Below are 25,212 nucleotides of genomic sequence, written 5' to 3' on the forward strand. Positions count from 1 at the left end.
ATGTCCATCGAAGTCAAAGTCCCCGTCCTGCCCGAGTCGGTCTCCGACGCGCTCATCGCCACCTGGCACAAGAAGGTGGGTGAAGCCGTCAAGCGCGACGAAAACCTGGTGGACCTGGAAACCGACAAGGTCGTGCTGGAAGTGCCCTCGCCCGTCGACGGCGTGCTGAAGGAGATCAAGCAAGCCGAAGGCGCAACCGTCAACAGCCAGCAGCTGATCGCCGTGATCGAGGAAGGCGCATCCGCCGCCGCGCCGGCGAAAGAAGCCGCACCCGCCAAGGCCGAGGCACCGAAGGCCGAGAAGGCTGCCGCACCCGCCGCCAAGGCCGGCAACACCGACGAACTCTCGCCCGCCGGCCGTCGCGTCGCCGACGAAGAAAAGATCGATCCTTCCAAGGTTCCGGGTACCGGCCGCGATGGCCGTGTCACCAAGGAAGACCTGGTCAACTATTCCAAGTCCGGTACGGCTGCAGCGCCCCCCGCGCCCGCCGCCGCGCCCACCCCGGGTTCGCGTCCGGAAGAGCGCGTGGCCATGACCCGCATCCGCTCGCGCATCGCCGAGCGCCTGATGCAGTCGAAGAACTCCATCGCCATGCTCACTTCGTTCAACGAAGTGAACCTGGCCGAGGTGGTGAAGCTGCGCAAGACGCTGGGCGAGTCGTTCGAGAAGGCCAATGGCGTGAAGCTCGGCTTCATGAGCTTCTTCGTCAAGGCCGCCACCGAAGCGCTCAAGCGCTACCCGGTGGTCAACGCCTCGGTGGACGGCAGCGACATCATCTATCACGGCTTCCAGGACATCTCCATCGCGGTCTCCACCGAGAAAGGCCTGGTCACGCCGGTGCTGCGCGACGTGCAGGACATGTCCTTCGCCGATGTCGAGAAGGGCATCCTGAATTTCGCCAAGAAGGCGCGCGACGGCAAGCTGGGCCTGGACGACCTCCAGGGCGGCACCTTCACCATCACCAACGGCGGCACTTTCGGTTCGCTCTTGTCCACGCCCATCGTGAACCCGCCGCAAAGCGCGATCCTTGGCATGCACACGATCAAGGAACGCGCGATCGTCGAGAACGGCCAGGTGATCGCGGCGCCCATGATGTACATCGCGCTGTCGTACGACCATCGCATCATCGATGGCCGCGACGCGGTGTTGTTCCTGGTGGACATCAAGAACCAGCTTGAGAATCCGCAGCGGATGCTGCTTGGTCTCTAGGCGCGCCCCGCGCCTAGAGAAAATAGGTAAAGGGGTGGCCCTGGCGCTGACCACCGCGCCAAAGCGCAGGGCTCCCCGAAACCTTTAAAACGCGAGCTTTCACCCCATTTGTAGTGCAGAAACCGCTCGGGCCCAAACGCCCGGCGACACCTTCCAAAGGATTAATAGCGTCATGACCGACAAATTCGACGTCATCGTCATCGGCGGCGGCCCTGCCGGCTACCACGCCGCGATCCGCGCCGCGCAGCTGGGCCTGAAAACCGCCGTGATCGATGCCTTCGTCGGCAAGGACGGCAAGGCTGCGCTGGGCGGTACCTGCCTCAATGTCGGCTGCATCCCCTCCAAGGCGCTGCTCGATTCATCCAAGCAGTTCTACAACATCGCGCACAACCTGCCCGTGCACGGCATCACCGTTGAAAATGCCAAGGTGGACCTGGGCACCTTCATCGGCCGCAAGGACAAGATCGTCAAGCAGTTCACCGGCGGCGTGGCCCAGTTGTTCAAGGCCAACAAGATCGTCAGCTACTTCGGCACGGGTAAGCTGCTGAAGGGCAACAACGTTCAGATCACCGGCAACGATGGCGCCAAGCAGACCATCAGCGCCACCAACGTCGTGCTGGCCTCCGGTTCCGTGCCCATCGAGCTGCCGTTCGCCAAGTTTGACAACAAGTACATCATCGACAATGCCGGTGCGCTGGACATCACCGAAGTGCCCAAGCGCATGGGCGTGATCGGCGCGGGTGTGATCGGCCTGGAACTGGGCAGCGTATGGCGTCGCCTTGGCGCCGAAGTCACCGTGATCGAAGCGCTGCCGGACTTCCTCGGCGCCGCCGATGCCGATATCGCCAAGGTCGCGTTGAAGGAATTCAACAAGCTCGGTCTCAATATCAAGCTCGGCGCCAAGCTGTCCAAGGCGCAGGTGAAGGGCTCTGAAGTGCACCTCACCTACAACGACAAGGACGGCGACCACGACCTCGTCGTCGACAAGCTGCTGGTAGCCGTGGGCCGCCGCGCCTACACCGACGGCCTGCTGGCCGACGACGTCGGCGTGAAGATCGACGACCGCGGCCGCATCGAGGTCGACGAACACTGCCACACCGGGGTCGATGGCGTGTGGGCCGTGGGCGACGCCGTGCGCGGTCCGATGCTGGCCCATAAGGGCTTCGAGGAAGGCATGGCGGTGGCCGAGTGGATCGCCGGCAAGTCTGGCCACGTCAACTACGACACCATCCCCTGGGTCATCTACACCGAGCCCGAGATCGCCTGGGCCGGCAAGACCGAAAAGCAGCTGAAAGACGAAGGCATCCCCTACCGTTCCGGCAGCTTCCCGTTCGCCGCCATCGGCCGTGCCGTGGCCATGAATGAGGCCATCGGCCAGGTGAAGATGCTCGCCCATGCCGAAACCGACCGCATCCTGGGTGTGCACATGGTGGGCCCGGGCGTGTCCGAGCTGATCGCCGAGTGCGTGGTGGCCATGGAGTTCAAGGGTTCGTCAGAAGACCTTGCCCGCATCGTCCACGCGCACCCGACGCTTTCCGAAGCGGTGCACGAGGCGGCGCTGGCCGTGGACAAGCGCGCCATCCACAAGGGCAACTGAGCGCCCGACGCTAGCCAACAAAGCCCGCTCGTGGCGACATGAGCGGGCTTTTTCGTTTCCAAGACCAGGACAGTCCATGCACGCCATCACTTCGCTCTGCGTCTACTGTGGCTCAAGCGCCGGCACGCGTCCGGAGTATGCCGAGCGCGCCTTCGCCTTCGGCGAAATGATCGCCCGGCGGGGCACGGCGCTGGTGTACGGCGGTGGACGCGTCGGCCTGATGGGCAAGGTCGCCGACGGCGTGCTGTCGGCCGGTGGTCGCGCCATCGGCGTCATTCCCCGCCACCTGATGGACAAGGAAGTGGGCCATACCGGCCTTACCGAATTGCACGTGGTGGAAACCATGCATGAGCGCAAGACGCGCATGTATGAGCTCTCCGATGCCTTCGTCGCCCTGCCCGGCGGCTTCGGCACGCTCGATGAAATGTTCGAAATGCTCACCTGGGCGCAATTGGGCCTGCACACTTACCCCTGCGCCTTCCTCGGTACCCGCGGTTTCTATACGCCGCTGGAACAGGGCATCGACCACATGGTGGAAGAAGGTTTCGTTCGCATGGAGCAGCGCCAGTCGCTATGGTTCGGCGAGGATCCCGAAGCGATGTTCACGTGGATGGAAAACTACGAAGCCGTGTATACGCCCAAGTGGCTTCCTGGCGAAGCGGGCGATCACGCCTGAAGGACTCCGACCAATGAAACGATTTCGCGCATTCCGCATCAACAACGACGCTAACGGTTATCGCGCCGGCCTCACCGACATATCAGTGGCTGATCTTGTCGAGGGTGAAGTGCTGGTCAAGGTCCAATGGTCGTCGGTGAACTTCAAGGATGCGCTGGCAGGCACCGGCAAGGGAAAGATCCTCCGTCAGTTTCCCTTGAATGGCGGCATCGACGTGGCCGGCCACGTGGTGGCATCGGCCGATCCCGCCTTCCAGGAAGGCGATGCGGTGCTGTGCACGGGCTGCGGGCTATCGGAAACCCGTGACGGGGGCTATGGCGAATACGTGAAGCTTCCCGCCGAATGGACGATCCCGCTCCCCGCCGGCCTTAGCACCCGCGAAGCGATGGCCCTGGGCACCGCCGGCTTCACCGCGGCGCTCTCGCTGCTGCGGATGCTCGACAACCGCCAGAGCCCGACACTCGGCCCGATCGCCATCACCGGCGCCACCGGCGGCGTAGGCATGCTGGCCATCGATATCTTCAACCGGGCGGGTTTCGAAGTTCACGCGATCTCAGGCAAGCCCGATCGCTTCGATACCCTCAAGGGCATCGGCGCCACGCAGTGCATCGACCGCCACCACCTGCAGTTTTCGGGCAAGCCGCTCGATTCAGGCCGCTTCGGCGGAGCGCTGGACAACGTCGGCGGCGACATGCTGTCCGGCTTGCTGCCGTTGATCGCGCCCTACGGCAATGTCGCCAGCTGCGGCCTGGCCGGCAGCCCGGCGCTCGCCACCACGGTGATGCCCTTCATCATTCGCGGCGTAAGCCTGCTGGGCATCGCCTCGGCCGGCACCGCCCGGGACATCCGCCAGGAGATCTGGCACCGCCTGGCGGGTGACTGGAAACCGGCCCACCTGGACACCATCGTCACCCGGGAAATCACCCTGGACGAGCTTCCGGGCGTGTTCGGGGGCATGCTGGAGGGCCAATCCTTCGGTCGCACCGTGGTGCGAGTGGCTGAGGATTGATGAATCCGCCACGACCCGTAGAATGCTCAGGAAGTACTAATCACCACCGGACTGGCCGACCGCAAGAAGTCGCGAGCGGCTACCGGAAAACAAGCGTCCCTGGGGAAATGCATGGCCCGTATCCTGATCGTCGACGATTCGCCGTCGCAACTGCTTGGCATCAAGCGCATCGTCGAGAAACTCGGGCATGAGGCGCTCACCGCCGAAGATGGCGCCGCCGGCGTGGAAGCGGCCAAGCGCGAACTCCCTGATCTCATCCTGATGGATGTGGTCATGCCCAACCTCAACGGGTTCCAGGCCACGCGCACCATCTCCAAGGAGCCGACCACGGCCCACATTCCCATCGTGCTGGTCACCACCAAGGACCAGGACACCGACAAGGTCTGGGGCATGCGCCAGGGCGCCAAGGCTTATGTGGTCAAGCCAATCAAGGAAGAAGAGCTGGTTTCCACCTTGAAGGAACTGCTGCCAGGGTGACCTGTGCCGAAGGGGTCAGAGTAATTGCTCTGACCCCCACCCTGTCGCCGGTATCTCAGGCTCGCGGGTCGAAGTCGGCAAACGCTTCGCGGTAGGCCTGCAATGCCGCCTTCTGTTCGATATTCACCGCCACCGGCACGCGCACTTCCAGAGTAACGATCTGGTCGCCCGGATGGGCGCCGCCAGGCATACCGCGTCCCTTCAGCCGCAGCTTGCGGCCGCTCTGTGAGCCCGCCGGGATGCGCAGGTCCACGCTGCCGGCAAGGGTCGGCACAGCCACCGTGGCGCCCTCGGAAGCCTCCCAGGGAGCGATCGCCAGGGTCGAATGCACGGTGCGGCCTTCCAGCCGGAAACGCGCATCGTCCTTGATGCCAATTTCGAGCAGGAGATCGCCCGACGGGCCACCGCCGGACCCCGGATGTCCCTGGCCGGCCAGGCGGATCACCTGCCCCGGCTGGATACCAGCGGGAATCCGTACTTCAAGCACGCGGTCGCCACCGGAGGCGCCATTGAGCGCCACGCGCGTCTTGCCACCGCTGAAGGCGGTCTGGATGTCGGTGTCGATCTGGGCCTGGATGTCTCGTCCGCGGCGGGCTTGCGGCGCACCCCCGCCACCCCGGCCGCGCCCGAAGAGACTTTCGAAGAAGTCACTGAAATCGCCGCCGCCGGCGCCGCCCATGTCGCCGAAGTCAAAACCCTGGCCCTGCTGGCCCCAGCCCGGCGGTGGCCGGAACTGCTCGCCCGGACGGTAGCCGCCGGCGCGAACCTGATCGTAAGCCCGGCGCTTCTCCGGATCTTTCAGCGCCTCGTTGGCTTCGTTGACCGCCTTGAATTGCTCCTCGGCGTTCGGTTCCTTGCTGCGGTCGGGATGGTATTTACGCGCAAGCTTGCGATACGCCGCCTTGATGTCGGCGTCGCTGGCGTCAGGCTCGACCCCGAGCACTTTGTAGTAATCCTTGAACTCCACCTTCGCTCCCACGAATGTAACGGCGGCCCACCCGTCGCCAGTATGCAGCCAAAGATGATGCCACCTTGAACGTATTCAAGACATTGGCGGCGAAAACTCAGCCCCGTCCGAGCCTCATCGCCGCGACCGTGGCGTGACGCCGATTCCCTGGGTGCGCAATCGCTCCTTGCGATGACTGGACAAGGCGCGGGATCACTCCCGCGCCTTATCGGCGGCCGTTATCCCTTACTGCAGTTCGTCACTGCCTGGCGCCGCGATCGATGACGGCTCTTCGCCTTCATCGGGCAGCTCGCCATTTTCTTCCTCGGCATCGAGCCGGACCACGCTCACCAGGTTTTCGTCAGACGGCAGCTTGATCAGGGTAACGCCCTGGGTATTGCGGCCCAACTGCGACACCTCGGCTACTCGTGTGCGCACCAGGGTGCCCTGGTTGGAAATAAGCATGAGTTCGTGGGCATCGGTTACCTGCACCGCGGCGACCAGGCCGCCGTTGCGTTCGGAACACTGAATGCCGATCACGCCCTGGGTGCCACGGCCCTTCTTCGGGAATTCGGCCAACTCCGTACGCTTGCCATAGCCCCGTTCGGTGGCGGTGAGGATGTCGCCCTCCTGCGCCACGATCAGCGATACCACGGTGCTGTCGTCGGCCAGGCGCATGCCGCGCACGCCGGTGGCGGTACGGCCCATCGACCGCACGGACGCTTCGTCGAAGCGTACCGTCTTGCCGTTGGAGGCGAACAGCAGCACATCGCTGTTGCCGTCGGTCAGCGCTACGTTCACCAGCGCATCGCCATCGTCCAGGTTGATGGCGATCTTGCCCTTCTGCAGCTGGAAGGCGAATTCGGTGAGCGGGGTTTTCTTCACCGTACCCTGGCGGGTGGCGAAGAAGACGAAGCGGTCTTCGGTGTATTCGCGCACCGGGAGCACGGCCTGCACCTTCTCGCCCTCGCCCAGCGGCAACAGGTTGACGATGGGTTTGCCGCGGGCCCCGGGGCCCGCCTCGGGCATCTGGTAAACCTTCAGCCAGTACACGCGGCCGGTGCTGGTGAACGTAAGCAGGGTGTCATGGGTGTTGACCACCCACAGCTGCTGGACGAAATCTTCGTCTTTCAACGCCGAAGCCGAGCGACCGCGACCGCCGCGACGCTGCGCGCGGTAGAGGCTGGCCGACTGGCGCTTGACGTATCCCGAATGCGACAGCGTGACCACCACGTCTTCCGGAGCGATGAGGTCCAGGACGTTCAAGTCTTCCTGCGAATGCTGGATCTGCGTGCGGCGTGCGTCGCCGTATTCCTCGCGGATCACTTCCAGCTCGCCGCGGATCACTTCCAGCAGGCGCTCGGGGCGCTCCAGGATATCGATCAGCTTGCCGATGGCTTCCATCACCTGGCGGTATTCGTCGGAGAGTTTTTCCTGCTCCAGGCCGGTAAGGCGATGCAGGCGCATGGCCAGGATTTCATTGGCCTGCACTTCGGACAACTGGTAGCCGTCGTCCTTCAGGCCGTCGCGCGGATCCATGTCTTCGGGGCGGGAACTCTCCGCGCCCGCGGCGGTGAGCATGGTGCGCACCATGCCCGGATCCCACTTGCGGGCAACCATGCGCTCGCGCGCCTCGGCGGGCGACGCGGAACTGCGGATCAGTTCGATCATCGCATCGATGTTGGCCAGGGCAACCGTGAGGCCTTCCAGGATATGGGCGCGGGCACGCGCCTTGCGCAGTTCGAAGATGGTGCGGCGCGTGACCACTTCACGGCGATGGCGGATGAAGGCCTCGAGGATTTCCTTGATGTTCAACAGGCGCGGCTGGCCGTCGAGCAAGGCCACCATGTTGATACCGAAGGTGACCTGCAACTGTGTTTGCTGGAACAGGTTGTTCAGCACCACGTCGCCCATGGCATCGCGGCGGATCTCGATCACCACGCGCATGCCGTCCTTGTCGGACTCGTCGCGAAGTTCGCTGATGCCCTCGAGCTTCTTTTCCTTCACCAGCTCGGCGATCTTCTCGATCAGGCGCGCCTTGTTCACCTGGTAGGGCAGCTCGTGGACGATGATCGTCTCGCGGCCATTGGCCTCGGTTTCGATTTCGGCTTTCGCGCGTACCAGCACACGGCCGCGGCCGGTGCGGTAGGCCTCGACGATACCCGCGGCGCCGTTGATGATGCCGGCGGTGGGAAAATCGGGGCCCGGAATGAACTTCATCAGGTCGTCGATACTCAACGACGGATCGTCGACGAGGCCGATGGTGGCGTTGATGACCTCGGTGAGGTTGTGCGGCGGGATGTTGGTGGCCATGCCCACGGCGATACCTGACGAGCCGTTCACCAGCAAGGTGGGCACGCGCGAGGGCAGCACCAGTGGCTCGTGCTCGCTTTCGTCGTAGTTGGGACCGAAGTCGACGGTGTCCTTGTCGATGTCGGCCAGCAGTTCATGCGTGAGGCGCGACATGCGCACCTCGGTGTATCGCATGGCGGCGGCGTTGTCGCCATCGACCGAACCGAAGTTGCCCTGGCCGTCGACCAGCATGTAGCGCAGCGAGAACGGCTGGGCCATGCGGACGATGGCGTCGTACACCGAGGCATCGCCGTGCGGATGGTATTTACCGATCACGTCGCCGACCACGCGGGCCGACTTCTTGTAGGGCTTGTTCCAGACGTTGCCCAGTTCGTTCATGGCGAAAAGGACGCGCCGGTGAACCGGCTTCAAGCCATCGCGGACATCGGGGAGGGCTCGGCCGACGATGACGCTCATGGCGTAATCGAGGTAGCTCTGCCGCATCTCGTCTTCGATGTTGACGCGGATGATTTCGTTACCGAATTCTGCCATCAAACGGCTTCCAGGCTGGTTGTGCGGGGCCCCCACCACGGCCCAGGACAGGCGCGGGCGACAAGCGGAAAATGCATCATGCAAGTGTACCACACCGGGTGATTAAAACCCAGTATTTAACCCAACAAAATCAATAGATTACGGTTGGCTTTTGGACTTGCTGAAAAGCGCCGCGCGGGCACTGGCGAAATTGAACGCCGCACCCGCTGCCGAGCCTGCCGCCACGGCGACCGCGGGCCAGCGCTGAAGACCTTCGAAGAGCTTCAGGACAATCACGTAGACCCCCAGGTTCACCGCCGCACCCAGTGACATCAACACGACCCAGCCGAACCATTCGGCGTGAACAGAACGCCCACTGCGGCGATGGCGAAAGGTGACGTGGCGATTCCACCACCAGGTGAAGGAGGCTGCGAAGGTGAACGACACCGCACGGGCCGGATACACGTGCCAGCCCGCCCAGGCCACCAGCCCCTGCACGATCGATGCGTCGATGGCCAGGCCAAGCAAGCCGCCTGCCGCGAAGCCCACCAGTTCCTGGCGCAGGCGGGTCATCCGCCGAAGACGGCCTGCATTTTTGCCTGGTCGGGATGTTCGATCACGCCGCGCTCGGTAACCAGGGCATCGATCAGGGCGGCCGGGGTGACGTCGAATACCGGGTTCCAGGCGTCAGCCCCCTCCACCACCGTACGCGTTCCCGACATCGACAACAGTTCGGTGGCCTCGCGCAGCTCGATCTCGATGTCGTCGCCGTCGGCGGTGGCCATGTCCACCGTGGTGGACGGCGCCACCACCATGAACTTCACGCCATGGTGCCGGGCGGCAATGGCCAGCTGGTAGGTGCCGATCTTGTTGGCGGTGTCGCCATTGGCGGCGATGCGGTCGGCGCCCACCACGACCCACTGCACCGCGCCCGACTTCATCAGGTGGGACGCCGCCGAATCCGCCACCAGCCGCGCGGGAATACCGTCATTGACCAATTCCCACATGGTCAGCCGCGCACCTTGTAGCCAGGGGCGAGTCTCGCCCGCGAACACCTGGGCGATGCGTCCTGCGGAAACGCCGGCGCGAATCACGCCCAGGGCGGTACCGAAGCCGGCCGTGGCCAGTGAACCGGTATTGCAATGGGTCATCACGCCCGACCCCGGGGTGATCAGGGCCGCGCCGAACTCGCCCATGCGCCGGTTGGCGGCGAGGTCCTCGTCCTGGATGGCCTGGGCCTCGGCCTGGAGCGCCGCGGCATTGGCACCGAGGTCCAGGCGAGATTTCATGCGGTCCAGCGCCCACATCAGGTTGACCGCCGTGGGCCGGGCCGCCCGCAACATGGCCATGGCCGCCGGCAGCGGTTCGCCACCGCGCGCGGCCAGGACCACGCCCCATGCCGCGGCGATGCCAATGGCGGGAGCGCCGCGAACGGCCAGGTCCTTGATCGCCATGGTGACGTCGCTGGCATTGCGACACTCGATCCAGACCGACTGGGCAGGCAATTTCCTCTGGTCGAGGAGGCTCAGGTAGTCGCCGTGCCACTGCACGGCGCGGATGGAGTCGTGGGCGTTGGCGTTCATGGACACATTATGCGCGATCGCATCGCGCTTACCCACTGCCTTGTACCTACAAAAAAACCCGCACCCGCTGACACGCAATGGAGACACGTCGTCGCGGCATCAGTGGCATCGTCATCAGACCCCACTGACAAGGACGACGTCCAATGGATGCACACGGAGATGACAGTCGCAACGCGCGGCGCAAATTCCTCACCCGCAGCGCCACGCTCGTTGCGGCGGGAGCGGCGCTGCCGGCATTCCCGGTGTTGGCACGCAAGCGGGACGACGAAAATGCGGTTGCGCCTGCCAGCATGTCCACGCTCGCCCCGCTCCCTCGACGTAACGTGCACGGCGCTTTTGGCAGCGCCGCCATGGCTGACCTGCGCTCCGCTGTCGGCGCGATGATGGCGCTCCCCCCGGAAGATCCACGCAACTGGTATCGACAGGCGATGATCCATGTGCTGGATTGCCCGCACGGCAATGCGTGGTTTTTTCCCTGGCATCGAGGCTATCTCTACTGGTTCGAACGCATTGCGCGCAAACTTACGAGGCAATCAGGGTTCGTGCTGCCCTACTGGGACTGGACCAGTGCGTCCGACACGCCCTTGACGTTCTTCCGTGGCGACCTGCTCGATACCCAGTCCCCGGGCTATATCCACGACTTCCCCACCTTCGACCGCACGTTCCGCGGACCCATGGAGACGTTCTGGGGGAACCTCACGCAGAGTCGGCGACGGCAACTTGAACTGCGCGGCATGGCAAACTTCGAGTCGTTCTGGGCGGCCGTACACGCCTACTTCGGCCGCAGCACGAGGCGCCTGCTCTCCGCCGCCAACCGCCAACTCACCGGCGCCGCCCTCGAGGCGGTGTCGCGTCCCAACCTGGTCAACGCGCTGGCGCCGACCAGCTTCTTCGAACTCGGTGGCACTCTGGTCGCGCACCATAGCGATATGAGTGGCGTGCCCGGCATGGTCGAAAGCCAGCCGCACAACCTTGTCCATGACGCCGTTGGCGGCTACATGGGCGACTTCCTCTCAGCGTCCGATCCGGTGTTCTGGATTCATCACGCCAACGTCGACCGGTTATGGGACGTCTGGATGGAGCGCCGGGGGCTGGTTGCCCAGGACGGCCCGCCAGCGTGGATCAACGAACCTTTCCTGTTTTTCTGTGACGAGGATGGCCAGGCAATTGATGGCATTGCTGGGAACTATGTCAGCAGCAGCAGGCTCGATTACAGCTTCGAGGCAACAGCACCCATCGACACCGCACCATCGCGCCCGCCCAATGCCGAGTGGCCGGCAACGTTCCCATGCCAGCTGCAATCCACGAACCTCTCGGTCAATGGCAGCGTCACGGCCAGCGTCGAGCCAGGCAAGGCTGCCTGCGATGCTTTCGACCGGTTCTGCCAGACGGCCATCCTGATCGACCTGGATCGTCCACAGGATCAGCACGCCTGGCGATTCAAAGTTGAAATAGGCGTCGAGGGCAGCTCGTTCTCCACCAAGCACTGCGGGTATACGGCGTTCTTTGGTTCCATGCGTGCGCAAGGCCCGGGTATGCGGCATCGCGGCCAGCTGAAGCTTGGTACTGCCGGCGGCATGAGCGAGCTCATGGCCGAAGCCGGCAGCGGCCCACACCGGTTCACCATTACCGTTCGTGCGCAGCGCGTGGGCAATGATTCACCCACGGAAGCCCTCAAGGTGTATGGCGTGACGCTGATTTCAGTCTGATGCCATCGGACGGTACGGTGGCGACAAGCTCGCCGCCGTACTGTCCACTGCCTTGCACCTACAAAAAAATCAGGGTCCGCTGACGCGAAATGGGGACATGTCGTCGCGGCATCCGTGGCATCGTCATCAGACCCCACTGACAAGGACGACGTCCAATGGATGCACATGGAGATGACGGTCGCAACGCGCGGCGAAAATTCCTCACCCGCAGCGCCACGCTGGTTGCGGCGGGGGTGGCGCTGCCGGCACTACCGGTGTTGGCACGCAAACTGAGCGGTGAAGCTGCGGTTGCTTCAGCCGGCATGGCCACTGCGAACCCCCTCCGTCGCGCGAACGTGCACGGTAGCGACCGCTTTTTGGCCATACAAAACATGCGCTTAGCCGTCAAGACGATGCTGGCGCTTCCCCCCGAAGATCCACGCAACTGGTATCGCCAGGCGATGATCCATGTGCTGGATTGCCCACACGGCAATGCGTGGTTTTTCCCCTGGCATCGAGGCTACCTTTATTGGTTCGAACGCATTGTGCGCAAACTTTCGTTCAATCCAGCTTTCGTGCTGCCCTACTGGGACTGGACCAGCGCTCCGGACATGCCCCCGTCGTTCTTCGGTGAATTCCAGGGCGACCAGCTCGATATCGAGTCCCCAGGCTACATCCACGACTTCCCCACCTTCGACCGCACGTTCCGCCGACCCATGGAGGCGTTCTGGGGAAGCCTCACGCAGAATCGGCGACGGCAACTTGAACTGCGCGGCATGGCAAACTTCGAAGCGTTCTGGGCGGTCGTACAGGACTATTTCAACCGTGGTACCAGGCGCCAGCTCTCCTTCTTCAACCGCCAGCTCACCGGTGACGCCCTCGAAGCGGTGTCGCGTACCACCCTGGTCAACGCGCTGGCGCCGACCGACTTCAACGAATTCGGCGGCAGCCTGATCGCCTACCACAGCGGCATGGATGGCGAGCCCGGTATGGTCGAAGCCCAGCCGCATAACCTTGTCCACCGCGCCATTGGCGGCTACATGGGCAACTTCATCGCAGCGTCCGATCCAATGTTCTGGCTTCATCACGCCAATGTCGACCGGTTATGGGACGTCTGGATGGAGCGTCAGGGGCTGGTTGCCCAGAACGGCCCGCCCGCGTGGCGCAACGAACCTTTCCTGTTCTTCTGTGATGAGGACGGCAGAGCAATCGATGGCACTGCCGGGGACTATGTCAGCAGCAGCGGACTTGGTTACAGCTTCGAGGCAACAGCGCCCATCGCCACGGCGCCATCGCGCCCGCCCAATGCCGCGTGGGCGGCAAGGTTCCCATGCCAGCTGCAATCCACGAACCTGGCGATCAATGGCAGCGTCACGGCCAGCGTGGAGCCAGGCAAGGCTGCCAGCGATGCTTTCGCTGAGAACTGCCAGACGGCCATCCTGATCGACCTGGATCGTCCACAGGATGAGCAAGCCTGGCGTTTCAAAGTTGAAATCAAGGTCGACAACAGCTCGTTCTCCTCCAAGCACGGCGGGTATACGGCGTTCTTTGGTTCCATGGGTGCGGAAGGCTCTAGTATGCGACACCGCGGCCAGCTCAAGATTGGCATTGCCAACGGCATGAGCCAGTGCCTGGCAGAATCCGGTAACGGCCCGCACCGGTTCACCGTCACCGTTCGCGCCGAGCGCGTGGGCAATGGTTCACCCACGGAAGTCCTGAAGGTGTATGGCGTTACGCTGATTTCAGTCTAGTGTCATCGGACGGTACGGTGGCGACAGCATGGCCACCGTACCGTCACATCCGTGATCAGCGCGCCCGCAACCAGTCGTGGATGGCCGGGGGAACCTCGCGTTGCGCGCGACCGGAAACATAGATGCCGATATGCCCGCCCTTGAAGGCAAGCTCGGTGTAGTCGGCGCTTCCAATCGCATCACGCAAAGCGCGCGAAGACGCCGGCGGCACCAGGTGGTCCTGTTCGGCGTAGATGTTGAGAATCGGCTTGGTCAGCGTGGCAAGGTCCACGCGTTGGTCACCAAGTACCATCTGGCCTTTCACCAGCTTGTTGGCCTGGAAAAAATCGGTGGTGAATCGGCGAAAGGCTTCACCCGCCTGGTCGGGCGAGTCGAAGATCCATTTTTCCATGCGCAGGAAGTTGGCTACTTCCGCCGGCTTGTCCAGGATGTCGACCATGCCGACGTACTTCTGCTGCATCAGCCGCCATGGCTTGAGCGTCAGGAACACATGGTTCATCAACTCGGCGGGGATATTGCCGAAGCTTTGCACCATGGCGTCGATGTCGATGTTGCGTGCCCAGTGCGAAAGCATGCTGTCGCCGGCATGGAAATCGACCGGCGTGACCATGGTGATGAGGTTGCGCACTTTCTCCGGATGCAGCGCCGTGTAGCAAAGGGAGAACGTGCCGCCCTGGCAGATGCCCAGCAGGTTCAAGGCCTCGCCGCTGTGCCTTGCGCGTATGACGTCGACGCATCGATCGAGGTAGCCCAGGATGTAGTCTTCCAGGTCCAGCCATCGATCGGCGGCATCGGGAAAGCCCCAGTCGATCAAATATACATCCTCGCCCTGCGCCAGCAGGTTGCGCACCAGCGAGCGGTCGTCCTGCAAGTCCACCATCCACGGCGTGTTGACCAGGGCGTAGCAGATCAATAGCGGCGCGTTGCCCGTGGGTGGTTTTTCGCTGCGGAAATGCCACAGCGTGAGCTTGTCTTCGCGGTAGACCGCCTCGCGCGGCGTACTGCCGTAGCTCACTGGCCGCTGTTGCCACGCGCCCAGGCCATCGACAACCTTGCGTTGGAACGCGGCCAGTTCCTCGTGCAGGCGCGCAGGATCGACAGGAAAAGGAAGCTCCATGCTCAGCGCCCGGCCTTGCTGGCAAGCGGAGTTTTTCCAGACTTTGTCTTCGATGGGCTTGCCGCGCCCGTTTTTCGGGTTGCCTTCTTCTTCGCCGAAGCTGCTTTCGGTGCCAGCTTCATCTGCGCGGCGCTTTTCTTCGCCGAAGGAGATGCTGGCTTCACACCAGGCGTCACCGCGGCGACCTGCGCACGAAGGGAGGCGATCTCGCGCCGCATGTCCTGGATGCTGCGGGACAGCGCATCGATGTCGCCGCGACCGGGCATGCCCATCTGTTCGCCGACGCGGGCGAACAGATCCTGCTGCATCGTTCGCACCCGCACCTGGGCATTGGCGAGGGCGCCGTAGGTTTCGCGGAATTCCTTCGACAGGGCAGCGTCGTTATAGGCTTCCTCGGCCACTTCTACCCAGGTGTCGTAGAGCGAACGCATCGTGGGCACATCACTCTTGCCCTTACCCGCCATCCGCTGTTGCAACGAAGCCAGGCCCCGTGCCTGCACCTGACCCAGCAGGGCCTGGTAACGCTGCTGTTTGGCGGCCAGGTCGGCGAGCGCCTCGAACAGGGCCTGCTGGTCGGCGTGGGTCGCCGCGTTCGGGCCGGCCGCCGCATCTCCCAGCCATTCCCGCGTGGCATGCACCCAAGCCTGGAAGCGCTGCTGGACGTCATCACCCGACAGCCGGCCAAAAGCCGGGGGCGGTGTCCACGCCGGCACATCGGGTGCCGCCTTGGCTGCGCTTGCGATATTCGACTGCAGCCATCGGGTGTAATCGTCGATGCCCTCGAGCATGCGTGCCACGGCGGCCTTTTCGTCCATGCCGGGCGTGGCCTTGGGGTCGACCTGGCGCAGCCAGGTTTCCCAACCATCGCGCAGCAGCGACTGGTAGGCATCGAGAAAATCGGGAGCGGGCCGTGTCATGGAGTGATCATGTCTTGAAAGTCACATGCTAACAAACGAAAAGCCCGGCATCTTGCGAAGCCGGGCTTTCCTTTTACCGGGAGACAACCGTGGTTAGACGGCGGCTTCGTCTTCGGTGACAGCCTTCATCGACAGGCGGATGCGGCCCTGCTTGTCCACTTCGAGCACCTTGACCTTGACCAGGTCGCCTTCCTTGAGCTTGTCGGAGACTTTCTCCACGCGCTCGGAGGAGATCTGCGACACGTGCACCAGGCCGTCCTTGCCCGGCATGATCGTGACGAACGCGCCGAAGTCCATCAGCTTGGCGACCTTGCCCTCGTAGATACGGCCGGGCTCGACGTCCGAGACGATCTGCTCGATGCGCTTGCGGGCAGCTTCCGCCGCTTCGCGGTTGACCGAGGCGATCACGACGTTGCCGTCGTCGGTGATGTCGATGGTGGTGCCGGTTTCTTCGGTGATCGAGCGGATGGTGGCGCCGCCCTTGCCGATCACTTCGCGGATCTTGTCCGGGTGGATCTTGATGGTGAGCAGGCGCGGGGCGTACTCGCTCATTTCCGAACGGGCTTCGGAGAGGCACTTGGCCATCTCGCCCAGGATATGCAGGCGGCCACGCTTGGCCTGGGCCAGGGCGGTGCGCATGATTTCCTCGGTGATGCCGTCGATCTTGATGTCCATCTGCAGCGCGGACACGCCTTCGGCGGTACCGGCAACCTTGAAATCCATGTCGCCGAGGTGATCTTCGTCACCCAGGATGTCCGACAGCACGACGAAGTCGTTGCCTTCCTTGACCAGGCCCATGGCGATGCCGGCGACCGGCGACTTCAGCGGGACACCCGCGTCCATCATGGCCAGCGACGAACCACACACCGAAGCCATCGACGAGGAACCGTTGGACTCGGTGATTTCCGAGACCACGCGCACCACGTACGGGAATTCCTCGATGCTCGGCTTCACCGCCTGCACACCGCGCTTGGCGAGGCGGCCGTGGCCGATCTCGCGACGCTTCGGGCTGCCGACGCGGCCGGTTTCACCCACCGAGAACGGGGGGAAGTTGTAATGGAACAGGAAGGTATCCTTCCACTCGCCTTCCGGCGCGTCGATCAGCTGCGAATCGCGCGTGGTGCCGAGGGTGGCCACGACCAGCGCCTGGGTTTCGCCGCGGGTGAACAACGCCGAGCCGTGGGTACGCGGCAGCACGCCGACGCGCACAGAAATGGCGCGGACGTCGTCGAGCTGGCGGCCGTCGATGCGCACCTTGGTGGTGAGCACACCGTCACGCAGGGTGCGGTATTCCACTTCGCCAAAGGCGGCGCTGATGTCGCCGTCCGTCCAGCCATTGGCTTCGGACTGCGCGGCCAGGGCGGCCTTCACCTCGGACTTGAGGTTGGCGACGACGTCGCGGCGGGCGAGCTTGTCGCGGATCTGGAAGGCTTCGGCAAAACGGCTGCCGACGGCGCCCTTCACCGCTTCGATGGCCGAGTTGGCGGCCGGAGCTTCCCACTTGAACGTCTTGACGCCGGCTTCGGCGACAAAGGCATTGATGGTGTTGATGGCGGCCTGCATTTCGCGATGGCCGAACATCACCGCGCCCAGCATGACGTCTTCGGACAGCAGCTTGGCTTCCGACTCCACCATCAGCACCGCGCCGGCGGTACCGGCAACGACGAGATCGAGATCCGACGTCTTCAGCTGGGCAGCGGTGGGGTTGAGGATGTACTGGCCATTGGCGTAACCGACGCGGGCGGCGCCGATCGGGCCCTTGAAGGGCACGCCTGCCAGCGACATGGCGGCCGAGGCACCGATCAAGGCCGGGATGTCACCGTCCACTTCCGGGTTCAGCGACATCACCTGGGCGATGACCTGGATCTCGTTGCGGAACTCTTCGGGGAAGAGCGGGCGCAGTGGGCGGTCGATCAGGCGCGAGGTGAGGGTTTCCTTCTCCGTCGGACGGCCTTCGCGCTTGAAGAAGCCGCCCGGGATGCGACCGGCGGCGTAGAACTTCTCCATGTAGTCCACGGTGAGCGGGAAGAAATCCTGCCCCTCGCGCGCCTTGGGCGCTGCGACCACCGAGACCAGGACGACGGTGCCGCCCATGGAGACAACAACCGCACCGGACGCCTGGCGGGCAATTTCGCCCGTCTCCAGTGTGACTTCGTGACTACCGTACTGGAATGACTTGGTTACTTTTGCCACTGGGTATCTCCTCGTCCTGTTCGGTTAACGGCGCAGGCCGAGGCGTTCAATGAGGGTCTGGTACCGCGAGCTGTCGCTGGTCTTGAGGTAGCCCAGCAGGCGTTTGCGCTGGTTGACGAGCTTGAGCAGGCCGCGGCGGGAATGGTGATCCTGCTTGTGCGTCTTGAAATGCTCGGTCAGGTGTTCAATGCGGGCCGAGAGAAGCGCGACCTGGACTTCCGGCGAACCGGTATCGTTGGGCACGCGGCCATAGTCGGCGATGATCTTGCCGGTCTGTTCTGCGGTGAGCGACATGTGTATCGATTCCTTAAAAGCGACTGCGAAACTTGCGCAACGTTACCCGTGGATAACGTTGCGCAAGCTTCGCAAGATGATGAAAGCCAAGGGTGTTAAGCACGATATTGTAACGGGCGAAAGCCTTGCGCAACAAGGCCTGGGGACAGAAGGTTCATGCAGGGTCCGGGAGGTTCAGCCCCCGCTGGGAGCGCAGGATGGCATCCGCGCCGACCTCGCCGACGGCCATCAGCCGGCCGTTTTCGCTGAAAACGGCATAACGGCCCGGATCGACCGCCATCGGCACCGGCTGCCCGAAGGCGAACACCCTGCCCTGTTCAGCGTCCAGCCGTACCGACGGCAAGTGGGCGAGCGCCGCCTCCACTGGCAGCAGGCAGGCGTCCAGCGGCTCCGGGCCCGCCGCAGCGGCAGCTTCCAGGTCTTCCATGGTGACCATCTCCGGATCCGTGAACGGATCGACCCAGAGCCGGCGCAGTGCCGACAGGTGGCCGCCGCAGCCTAAGCGTTCACCCAGGTCCACGGCGATGCTGCGGATGTAGGTGCCGGAACTGCATTCGACGTACAGGCGCAGGCGGTCACCCTCACGGGCCAGCAACCGGAGGCTGAACACCGTGACCTGGCGGGGCTCGGCAGCCACCGGAATGCCCTCGCGCGCCAACCGATAGAGCGGTACGCCATCTTTCTTGATCGCCGAATACACCGGGGGCACTTGGGTAATGGAGCCCCGCAGCGTGGCCAGGGCGGCCTCCAGGGCGTTGTCGCCGAAAACGGGTACATCCTGGCGGCTGGTGATGTCCCCTTCGCCGTCGGCCGTGCTGGTGGTGATACCGAGGGTGATTTCCGCCTCGTAGGCCTTGCGTGCACCCAGCAGCAGCCCGGCAAGCTTGGTGGCTTCGCCGAAACACAGCGGGAGCAGGCCCGTGGCCAGGGGATCCAGGCTGCCGGTATGGCCGCCCTTGGCCGCACCCACCAGGCGGCGTGCATGCTGCAGCGCCGCGTTGGAACTCATGCCCAATGGCTTATCCAGCAACAGGATGCCGTGGATATCGTGGAACTTCGGATGCGGCTTGCGGCGGGAACCCATGCGGCAGGTTACTTACCGTCTTCGGCTTCGTCGGTGCCGGATGCTTCGCTGCCGGGTTCGGGGATGTCGCCGGACTCACGCAGCAGGCGCTCAACACGCTCGCCCAGGTCCACCGATTCGTCGTACTTGAAGCGCAATTCCGGCACGCGGCGCATCCGCGAGCCCTTGGAGAGCTCGCGGCGGAATTCCTTGGCCATGTCCTTCAGTGCCGACATCGCTTCCTTGGAATCTTCCGGGCGCAATGCGGTGATCCATACGGTGGCCCAGTCGAGGTCACGGGTGACCTCGACGTCGGACACGCTCACCGACGGCAGGCCGTGGTCACGGACCGCGGCATGGACCAGCGAGCCGAGCTCACGACGGAGTTCGGCGGAAACGCGGTCGGTCCGCTTGAAGTCGCGCGCGGGCATTACAGCGTACGCGCCACTTCGATGCGTTCGAAGCATTCGATCTGGTCGCCGACCTTGACGTCGTTGTACTGGCGCACGGCGATACCGCACTCCATGCCGTTGCGGACTTCGTCCACCAGTTCCTTGAAGCGGCGCAGCGATTCGAGCTCGCCCTCGAACACCACGACGTTGTCGCGGAGCACGCGGATCGGCTTGGAGCGCTTGACCGAACCCTCGGTGACCATGCAACCGGCCACGGCACCGAACTTGGAACTGCGGAAGACGTCGCGAACCTGCGCGATGCCGATGACTTCCTCGCGGATTTCCATCGCCAGCAGGCCCGAAGCCGCCTGGCGTACCTGGTCGATCACGTCGTAGATGATCGAGAAGTAGCGCACGTCCAGGCCGCTGGTCTCGATCACCTTGCGCGCCGAGGCATCGGCACGGACGTTGAAGCCGATCACCAGCGCCTTGGCGGCAGCGGCGAGGGTGGCATCGGATTCGGTGATGCCACCGACACCAGAGGCGATCACGTTCACGCGCACCATCTCGTTGCCGATCTGGGTGAGCGAGTCGCGCAGCGCCTCGACCGAGCCCTGTACGTCGGCCTTGACCAGGATGTTGAGCACCTGCTGGCCTTCGCCCTTGCCCATCTGCGCCATGATGTCTTCCAGGCGGTTGGACTTGGTACTGACAAGACGCGTTTCGCGGCGCTTCTGCTGACGCTCGGCCGCCACCTGGCGGGCCAGGCGTTCGTCTTCCACGGCCACGAAATCGTCACCGGATTCCGGCACGCCGGAAAGGCCAAGCACCTGCACGGGAATGGACGGTCCTGCCTCGTCGACCTGGCGGCCGGATTCATCCACCAGCGCGCGCATGCGGCCATATTCGATACCGCAGACCAGGAAGTCGCCCTTGCGCAGCGTGCCCTGCTGGACCAGCACGGTAGCCACCGGGCCACGACCACGGTCGAGGCTGGATTCGATCACCACGCCCGAGGCACGGCCATCGGCCACGGCGCGAAGCTCCATGACCTCGGCCTGGACCGAGATGGCATCGAGCAGTGCATCGATGCCCATACCGGTCTTGGCCGATACCGGCACGAACTGCGTGTCGCCGCCCCAGTCTTCGGGAATCACTTCCAGGTTGGCCAAGCCCTGTTTGACGTTGTCCGGGTTGATGCCGTCCTTGTCCATCTTGTTCAGTGCGACGATCAACGGCACCTTGGCCGCCTTGGCGTGCTTGACTGCTTCGATCGTCTGCGGCATCACGCCGTCGTCGGCCGCCACCACCAGCACGACGATATCCGTGCTCTGCGCACCGCGCTGGCGCATCGACGTAAACGCCGCATGGCCCGGGGTGTCCAGGAAGGTGACCACGCCCTTGGGCGTTTCGACGTGGTACGCACCGATGTGCTGGGTGATGCCACCGGCTTCGCCCGATGCGACCTTGGTGCGGCGGATGTAGTCGAGCAGCGATGTCTTGCCGTGGTCGACGTGACCCATGATGGTCACCACCGGCGGACGGGGCAGCTTTTCGCCTTCCAGCTCGGCGGTCTGGGTGTGGGCCTGCAGCGCCGCCTCGGCATCGTCATCGGACGCGCGCACGGCGGTATGCCCCAGTTCCTCGACGACGAGCACCGCGGTGTCGTGGTCGATGGTCTGGTTGATGGTGGCCATCACGCCCATCTTGAACAATGCCTTGACCACCTCGGCGCCCTTCACCGCCATCTTCTGGGCGAGATCGGCAACGAGGTTGGCGTCGGTCACCACCACGTCGCGGACAACGGCGGCGGTGGGACGGGTGAAGCCATGCGGGCCACCGGACGAAGCACCACCGCGCGGGGCCTCGACGCGGCCACGGGTCTTGCCACGCGCGCCCTTGCCGGAGCGGCGGGCGCGGTCGGCTTCGGACAGGTGAAGTTCGCCGGCAGCAAAACGCTTGCCGCCTGCCTCACGGTCACCACGGCCACCGCCACCGCCACCATGACGGGGTTTGGCATTGCCGCGTGAATCGTTGGATGCGGCCACGGCGCCGGGAGCCGGGCGGGCGCCGGCGGCAGCGGCCGGACGCGGGGCCACGGCCGGCGGCACCACGGGCGCGGGTGCGGCGACGACAGGTGCGGGCGCTGGCGGTGGAGTCGGCTTGATCACGCGCTTACGCGGCTCATGCACGCGCGGCAGGATCAGGCCGAAGGAACTGTGGTCGGTGCTGGAACGTTCCGGCGCCGCGGGAGCGGCGGCAGCCGGCGCAGCCGCGGGGGTCGAAGCCTCCACGGCGGCAGCCTCGACAGGCTCAGCGTTTGCGTTCGAGGCAGCGCGGGAGGCTTCGGCGGCCAGGCGCGCAGCTTCGGCGCGTTCGGCCTCGACACGACGGGCTTCCTCGGCGGCGGCCTGGGCCTCGGCGGCACGGCGCTGCTCGGCCTCGGCGCGGGCAGCCTCTTCCTGCTCCTGCTGGACGCGGGATTCGTGCAGCTTGCGGGCGGCTTCCTCGCGCTCGACATCGACGCCGGCGTCGTCGCCGATGGTGCCCCGCTTGACATAGGTGCGCTTGGCGCGGACCTCGACGTTCACCGTCTTGGCCGCACCGGCGCCACGGCCGGATCCGGTATTGACCTTGATCTCGTTGACCGTACGGCGCTTGAGGGTGATCTGGCGCGGGGCGGCGTCCTCGACTTCGGCCGCGGCCTCACCCTTGCCATGAGTGCGGCGCAGGAAGCCCAGCAGCTTCACCTTTTCGGTGCTGCTGATCACTTGGCCTTCGTCGGAGAATTTCATGCCCGCCTCGCCAAGCTGTCCAAGCAGCTTGTCGACCGGCATGCCCAATACCTGGGCCAGCTGTTTAATCGTTACATCGGACATCGTTACTTTTCTCCGCCAAACCCGCGTGCCGTCCGCGCAAGCCCAAGGCTTTCGCGGCTACCTCCATCCTTGGGGGAAGACCCTTGCAGGCCCTCCCGCCGATGCCCGTCCCGGGCATCGCCTTCCGCGGTCAGCCGCCCTGTTCCAGGCGGGCAATCATCGGTGCGCGCGCGGCCATGATCAGCTGCGCTGCGCGTTCTTCGTCCATGCCTTCGATATCGATCATTTCATCTACCGCGAGGTCCGCCAGGTCGTCCAGGCTGACCACGCCGCGTTCGGCAAGTGCATAGGCCGTGGCCTCGTCCATGCCGTCGAGCTCAAGGAGCTCACCGGACGGACGGTGTTCGTCGATGCCTTCTTCCACCGCCAGGGCTTCGGTAAGCAGCGCGTCGCGCGCACGGGCGCGGAGTTCCTCGACGATATCTTCGTCAAAGCCTTCCACCGCCAGCAGTTCCGCACTGGGCACGTAGGCGATTTCCTCGACCGAGGAGAAGCCTTCCTGCACGAGGATATTGGCGATTTCCTGATCCACCTCGAGCTTGTCCATGAACAGCGCGAGCGCGGTTTCCTGCTCGGCTTCGGTCTTGGCGGTGACCTGGTCCTGGGTCATCACGTTCAACTGCCAGCCGGTGAGCTTGGATGCCAGGCGCACGTTCTGGCCACCGCGGCCGATCGCCTGGGACAACTTGTCCTCGGCCACCGCGATGTCCATGGAGTGCTTTTCCTCATCCATGATGATCGACTGGACTTCCGCCGGCGCCATCGCGTTGATCACGTACTGGGCCTGGTTGTCGTGCCACAGGATGATGTCCACGCGCTCGCCATTGAGCTCGTTGGAGACCGCCTGCACGCGCGAACCGCGCATGCCGATGCAGGCGCCGATGGGATCGGTGCGGCTGTCGTGGGCCACCACGGCGATCTTCGCGCGGTCGCCCGGATCGCGGGCACAGCCCTTGATCTCGACCAGGCCCTGGCCGACTTCCGGCACTTCGAGCTTGAACAGCTCCATCATGAATTCCGGGGCGCTGCGCGAAACGAACAGCTGCGGGCCGCGAATCTCCGACTTCACTTCGTAGAGGTAGCCGCGCACGCGGTCGCCGACACGGGCCGATTCGCGGGGAATGGTCTTGTCGCGCGGGATGAATGCCTCGGCATTGCTGCCCAGGTCCAGGTAGACGTTGCCCCGCTCCACGCGCTTGACGATGCCGGTGACCAGCTCGCCCACCCGCTCACGGAAGGCGTCCACCACCTGGGCGCGCTCAGCTTCGCGCACACGCTGCACGATCACCTGCTTGGCGGCCTGGGCTGCGATACGGCCGAACTCGGCGTTCTCGATCTGGTGCTCGATGGTGTCGCCGACCTCGGCGCCGTCCTGTTCGTCCACGGCGTCCATCAGGCGTACCTGGTTGAACGGCGATTCCATCTCACCGTCGTCCGCGATCACTTCCCAGCGGCGGAAGGTCTCGTATTCACCGGTGTTGCGGTCGATCGACACGCGGACGTCCGCATCCTCGTCGGGATAGCGCTTCTTGGCCGCCGAGGCCAGGGCTGCTTCCATCGCATCGAAGATGACATCACGGTGTACGCCCTTCTCGTTGGCGACCGCGTCCACGACCAGCAGGAGTTCTTTGCTCATTGCCGCTGCTCCAGGGATGCCATCAATGCACCCCAATCTCGTTATTGACTGTTCTTTACGCCCTTCTTGGGCTGCGGCACGTAGCCGAGCGCTGCCCAATCGGGAACCACGCGAGCGCTTTCCACTGCGTCGTGCGCAAATTCGATACGGCCGGTATCGGTGTCCAGCGCGATACGCTCGCCTTCGACCGACGCGACCTTGCCGCGAAGGCGGCGACGGCCCTCCAGCGGCGACTTCAACAGCACCTTGACCTCCTGCCCTGCCACCTTGCCGAACTGAGCGGCAGTGAAGAGCGGACGGTCGATACCGGGGGAGGAAACCTCCAGTACATAGTGTCCGGGAATCGGGTCTTCAACATCGAGCGTGGCTGACAGCTCGCGGCTGGCCGCCTCGCAATCGTCGACGGTGACCTCGCGGCCCTCGACATCCAGATAGACGCGCAGCGTACTCTGCCCATGCGAGGGCAGGAATTCCACGCCGATGCACTCCACGCCCTGATCGGCGAGGATGCTGCTAAAACGTTGGGCAAGTGCCTGTGTATCCACGTTTCCTACTGTTTGCCTTGGTTTTTCCGGTCTTCAGAAACAAAAAATGGGCTCCAGCGGCCCATTCCCTTACTACGCCGATGTATCCGACTCTTCCCAATCCCCATGATAGCAAGATCGGGAGACGCATCCGTGCGCCCAACAAAAAAGCCTCACAAGGAGGCTTTCTCGATAAGAAAGGTCCTGGTAGCGGGGGTAGGATTCGAACCTACGACCTTCGGGTTATGAGCCCGACGAGCTGCCAGACTGCTCCACCCCGCATCAGAGTCCGCGAAGTATACGGACATGGCCTGAATGTTGCAACAGCGTGCATGAACGTTGTCGCGGGGGAATCGGCGGGAGTCGCTTTCGTCACTAAGTCCTCAGTCGGCTTTGCCTCCCTGCGGAAGCGTGACGAAAGCGACTCCCGCCGACTCC

Annotated in this window: 20 protein-coding genes and 1 tRNA gene; 7 read left to right on the forward strand and 14 right to left on the reverse strand. The window is 64.2% G+C overall.

Annotated elements, in window-relative coordinates; translation table 11 throughout:
* The 5 genes from odhB (at position 1) to pilH (ending at position 4,968) form a co-directional block, all read left to right on the forward strand.
* Positions 1–1,209: a 2-oxoglutarate dehydrogenase complex dihydrolipoyllysine-residue succinyltransferase gene (odhB, locus tag NDK18_RS02590; protein ID WP_250627015.1), complete on the forward strand. Its 1,209-nt coding sequence runs from the start codon at positions 1–3 to the stop codon at positions 1,207–1,209.
* 172 nt (positions 1,210–1,381) lie between these two features.
* Positions 1,382–2,806 (forward strand): dihydrolipoyl dehydrogenase, encoded by a 1,425-nt coding sequence (lpdA, locus tag NDK18_RS02595; RefSeq protein ID WP_250622671.1) that lies wholly within the window; start codon positions 1,382–1,384, stop codon positions 2,804–2,806.
* 76 nt (positions 2,807–2,882) lie between these two features.
* Positions 2,883–3,482 carry an LOG family protein gene (locus NDK18_RS02600; RefSeq protein WP_250622670.1) on the forward strand — a complete coding sequence of 200 codons (600 nt, stop codon included), beginning with the start codon at positions 2,883–2,885 and terminating at the stop codon, positions 3,480–3,482.
* 13 nt (positions 3,483–3,495) lie between these two features.
* The gene (locus tag NDK18_RS02605; protein WP_250622669.1) at positions 3,496–4,491 is read left to right on the forward strand and encodes a YhdH/YhfP family quinone oxidoreductase; all 996 of its coding nucleotides are present in this window, start codon (positions 3,496–3,498) and stop codon (positions 4,489–4,491) included.
* A gap of 111 nt (positions 4,492–4,602) precedes the next feature.
* Entirely contained in the window at positions 4,603–4,968 is a 366-nt protein-coding gene (pilH, locus tag NDK18_RS02610; protein ID WP_250622668.1) for a twitching motility response regulator PilH, read from the forward strand.
* A gap of 55 nt (positions 4,969–5,023) precedes the next feature.
* Here pilH and NDK18_RS02615 read toward each other — a convergent pair whose 3' ends face one another.
* The 4 genes from NDK18_RS02615 to mtnA form a co-directional block, all read right to left on the reverse strand.
* Positions 5,024–5,935 carry a DnaJ C-terminal domain-containing protein gene (locus NDK18_RS02615; RefSeq protein WP_250624390.1) on the reverse strand — a complete coding sequence of 304 codons (912 nt, stop codon included), beginning with the start codon at positions 5,933–5,935 and terminating at the stop codon, positions 5,024–5,026.
* 225 nt (positions 5,936–6,160) lie between these two features.
* Positions 6,161–8,758, reverse strand: a complete 2,598-nt coding sequence (gene gyrA, locus NDK18_RS02620) for a DNA gyrase subunit A (RefSeq protein ID WP_250622667.1) — start codon at positions 8,756–8,758, stop codon at positions 6,161–6,163.
* Positions 8,759–8,896: 138 nt separating this feature from the next.
* The gene (locus NDK18_RS02625; protein ID WP_250627016.1) at positions 8,897–9,310 is read right to left on the reverse strand and encodes a GtrA family protein; all 414 of its coding nucleotides are present in this window, start codon (positions 9,308–9,310) and stop codon (positions 8,897–8,899) included.
* The gene (gene mtnA, locus NDK18_RS02630) at positions 9,307–10,320 is read right to left on the reverse strand and encodes an S-methyl-5-thioribose-1-phosphate isomerase (protein ID WP_250627017.1); all 1,014 of its coding nucleotides are present in this window, start codon (positions 10,318–10,320) and stop codon (positions 9,307–9,309) included. The genes NDK18_RS02625 and mtnA overlap by 4 nt, the downstream gene beginning before the upstream one ends.
* Positions 10,321–10,463: 143 nt before the next feature.
* Here mtnA and NDK18_RS02635 point away from each other — a divergent pair, with 143 nt between their 5' ends.
* Together NDK18_RS02635 and NDK18_RS02640 are read left to right on the forward strand one after the other, a co-directional pair.
* Positions 10,464–12,029 (forward strand): tyrosinase family protein, encoded by a 1,566-nt coding sequence (locus NDK18_RS02635; protein ID WP_250627018.1) that lies wholly within the window; start codon positions 10,464–10,466, stop codon positions 12,027–12,029.
* A gap of 155 nt (positions 12,030–12,184) precedes the next feature.
* Complete coding sequence (locus NDK18_RS02640; RefSeq protein WP_250627019.1) at positions 12,185–13,759, forward strand: tyrosinase family protein; 1,575 nt, start codon at positions 12,185–12,187, stop codon at positions 13,757–13,759.
* A gap of 55 nt (positions 13,760–13,814) precedes the next feature.
* Here the strand turns inward: NDK18_RS02640 and phaC are convergent, their stop codons facing one another.
* The 10 genes from phaC to NDK18_RS02690 form a co-directional block, all read right to left on the reverse strand.
* Positions 13,815–14,876 (reverse strand): class III poly(R)-hydroxyalkanoic acid synthase subunit PhaC, encoded by a 1,062-nt coding sequence (gene phaC, locus NDK18_RS02645; protein WP_250627020.1) that lies wholly within the window; start codon positions 14,874–14,876, stop codon positions 13,815–13,817.
* A gap of 2 nt (positions 14,877–14,878) precedes the next feature.
* Complete coding sequence (locus tag NDK18_RS02650) at positions 14,879–15,793, reverse strand: poly(R)-hydroxyalkanoic acid synthase subunit PhaE (protein WP_250627021.1); 915 nt, start codon at positions 15,791–15,793, stop codon at positions 14,879–14,881.
* Between the two features lie 93 nt (positions 15,794–15,886).
* Positions 15,887–17,986 carry a polyribonucleotide nucleotidyltransferase gene (gene pnp / locus NDK18_RS02655; protein WP_250627022.1) on the reverse strand — a complete coding sequence of 700 codons (2,100 nt, stop codon included), beginning with the start codon at positions 17,984–17,986 and terminating at the stop codon, positions 15,887–15,889.
* 24 nt (positions 17,987–18,010) lie between these two features.
* The gene (gene rpsO, locus NDK18_RS02660) at positions 18,011–18,280 is read right to left on the reverse strand and encodes a 30S ribosomal protein S15 (protein ID WP_250622658.1); all 270 of its coding nucleotides are present in this window, start codon (positions 18,278–18,280) and stop codon (positions 18,011–18,013) included.
* Between the two features lie 154 nt (positions 18,281–18,434).
* On the reverse strand, positions 18,435–19,364 hold the full coding sequence (gene truB / locus NDK18_RS02665) for a tRNA pseudouridine(55) synthase TruB (protein ID WP_250627023.1): 930 nt from the start codon (positions 19,362–19,364) through the stop codon (positions 18,435–18,437).
* A gap of 8 nt (positions 19,365–19,372) precedes the next feature.
* Complete coding sequence (gene rbfA, locus NDK18_RS02670) at positions 19,373–19,774, reverse strand: 30S ribosome-binding factor RbfA (RefSeq protein WP_250622656.1); 402 nt, start codon at positions 19,772–19,774, stop codon at positions 19,373–19,375.
* The gene (infB, locus tag NDK18_RS02675) at positions 19,774–22,614 is read right to left on the reverse strand and encodes a translation initiation factor IF-2 (RefSeq protein ID WP_250627024.1); all 2,841 of its coding nucleotides are present in this window, start codon (positions 22,612–22,614) and stop codon (positions 19,774–19,776) included. The genes rbfA and infB overlap by 1 nt, the downstream gene beginning before the upstream one ends.
* A 130-nt stretch (positions 22,615–22,744) precedes the next feature.
* Positions 22,745–24,250: a transcription termination factor NusA gene (gene nusA / locus NDK18_RS02680; protein WP_250622654.1), complete on the reverse strand. Its 1,506-nt coding sequence runs from the start codon at positions 24,248–24,250 to the stop codon at positions 22,745–22,747.
* A 41-nt stretch (positions 24,251–24,291) separates the two neighbouring features.
* The gene (locus NDK18_RS02685) at positions 24,292–24,795 is read right to left on the reverse strand and encodes a ribosome maturation factor RimP (protein WP_250622653.1); all 504 of its coding nucleotides are present in this window, start codon (positions 24,793–24,795) and stop codon (positions 24,292–24,294) included.
* A gap of 184 nt (positions 24,796–24,979) precedes the next feature.
* Positions 24,980–25,056: transfer RNA gene (locus NDK18_RS02690), tRNA-Met, on the reverse strand.
* Positions 25,057–25,212: the final 156 nt, after the last annotated feature.

The organism is Pinirhizobacter soli (assembly GCF_015905305.1).
In the GTDB taxonomy this organism is placed as follows: domain Bacteria; phylum Pseudomonadota; class Gammaproteobacteria; order Xanthomonadales; family Rhodanobacteraceae; genus Pinirhizobacter; species Pinirhizobacter soli.

Bases quoted from the DNA above. Each gene is read 5' to 3' on its own strand.
- odhB (WP_250627015.1), top strand. From the start codon at position 1: ATGTCCATCGAAGTCAAAGTCCCCGTCCTGCCCGAGTCGGTCTCCGAC.
- lpdA (WP_250622671.1), top strand. From the start codon at position 1,382: ATGACCGACAAATTCGACGTCATCGTCATCGGCGGCGGCCCTGCCGGC.
- NDK18_RS02600 (WP_250622670.1), top strand. From the start codon at position 2,883: ATGCACGCCATCACTTCGCTCTGCGTCTACTGTGGCTCAAGCGCCGGC.
- NDK18_RS02605 (WP_250622669.1), top strand. From the start codon at position 3,496: ATGAAACGATTTCGCGCATTCCGCATCAACAACGACGCTAACGGTTAT.
- pilH (WP_250622668.1), top strand. From the start codon at position 4,603: ATGGCCCGTATCCTGATCGTCGACGATTCGCCGTCGCAACTGCTTGGC.
- gyrA (WP_250622667.1), bottom strand. From the start codon at position 8,758: ATGGCAGAATTCGGTAACGAAATCATCCGCGTCAACATCGAAGACGAG.
- NDK18_RS02625 (WP_250627016.1), bottom strand. From the start codon at position 9,310: ATGACCCGCCTGCGCCAGGAACTGGTGGGCTTCGCGGCAGGCGGCTTG.
- mtnA (WP_250627017.1), bottom strand. From the start codon at position 10,320: ATGAACGCCAACGCCCACGACTCCATCCGCGCCGTGCAGTGGCACGGC.
- NDK18_RS02635 (WP_250627018.1), top strand. From the start codon at position 10,464: ATGGATGCACACGGAGATGACAGTCGCAACGCGCGGCGCAAATTCCTC.
- NDK18_RS02640 (WP_250627019.1), top strand. From the start codon at position 12,185: ATGGATGCACATGGAGATGACGGTCGCAACGCGCGGCGAAAATTCCTC.
- phaC (WP_250627020.1), bottom strand. From the start codon at position 14,876: ATGGAGCTTCCTTTTCCTGTCGATCCTGCGCGCCTGCACGAGGAACTG.
- NDK18_RS02650 (WP_250627021.1), bottom strand. From the start codon at position 15,793: ATGACACGGCCCGCTCCCGATTTTCTCGATGCCTACCAGTCGCTGCTG.
- rpsO (WP_250622658.1), bottom strand. From the start codon at position 18,280: ATGTCGCTCACCGCAGAACAGACCGGCAAGATCATCGCCGACTATGGC.
- truB (WP_250627023.1), bottom strand. From the start codon at position 19,364: ATGGGTTCCCGCCGCAAGCCGCATCCGAAGTTCCACGATATCCACGGC.
- rbfA (WP_250622656.1), bottom strand. From the start codon at position 19,774: ATGCCCGCGCGCGACTTCAAGCGGACCGACCGCGTTTCCGCCGAACTC.
- infB (WP_250627024.1), bottom strand. From the start codon at position 22,614: ATGTCCGATGTAACGATTAAACAGCTGGCCCAGGTATTGGGCATGCCG.
- nusA (WP_250622654.1), bottom strand. From the start codon at position 24,250: ATGAGCAAAGAACTCCTGCTGGTCGTGGACGCGGTCGCCAACGAGAAG.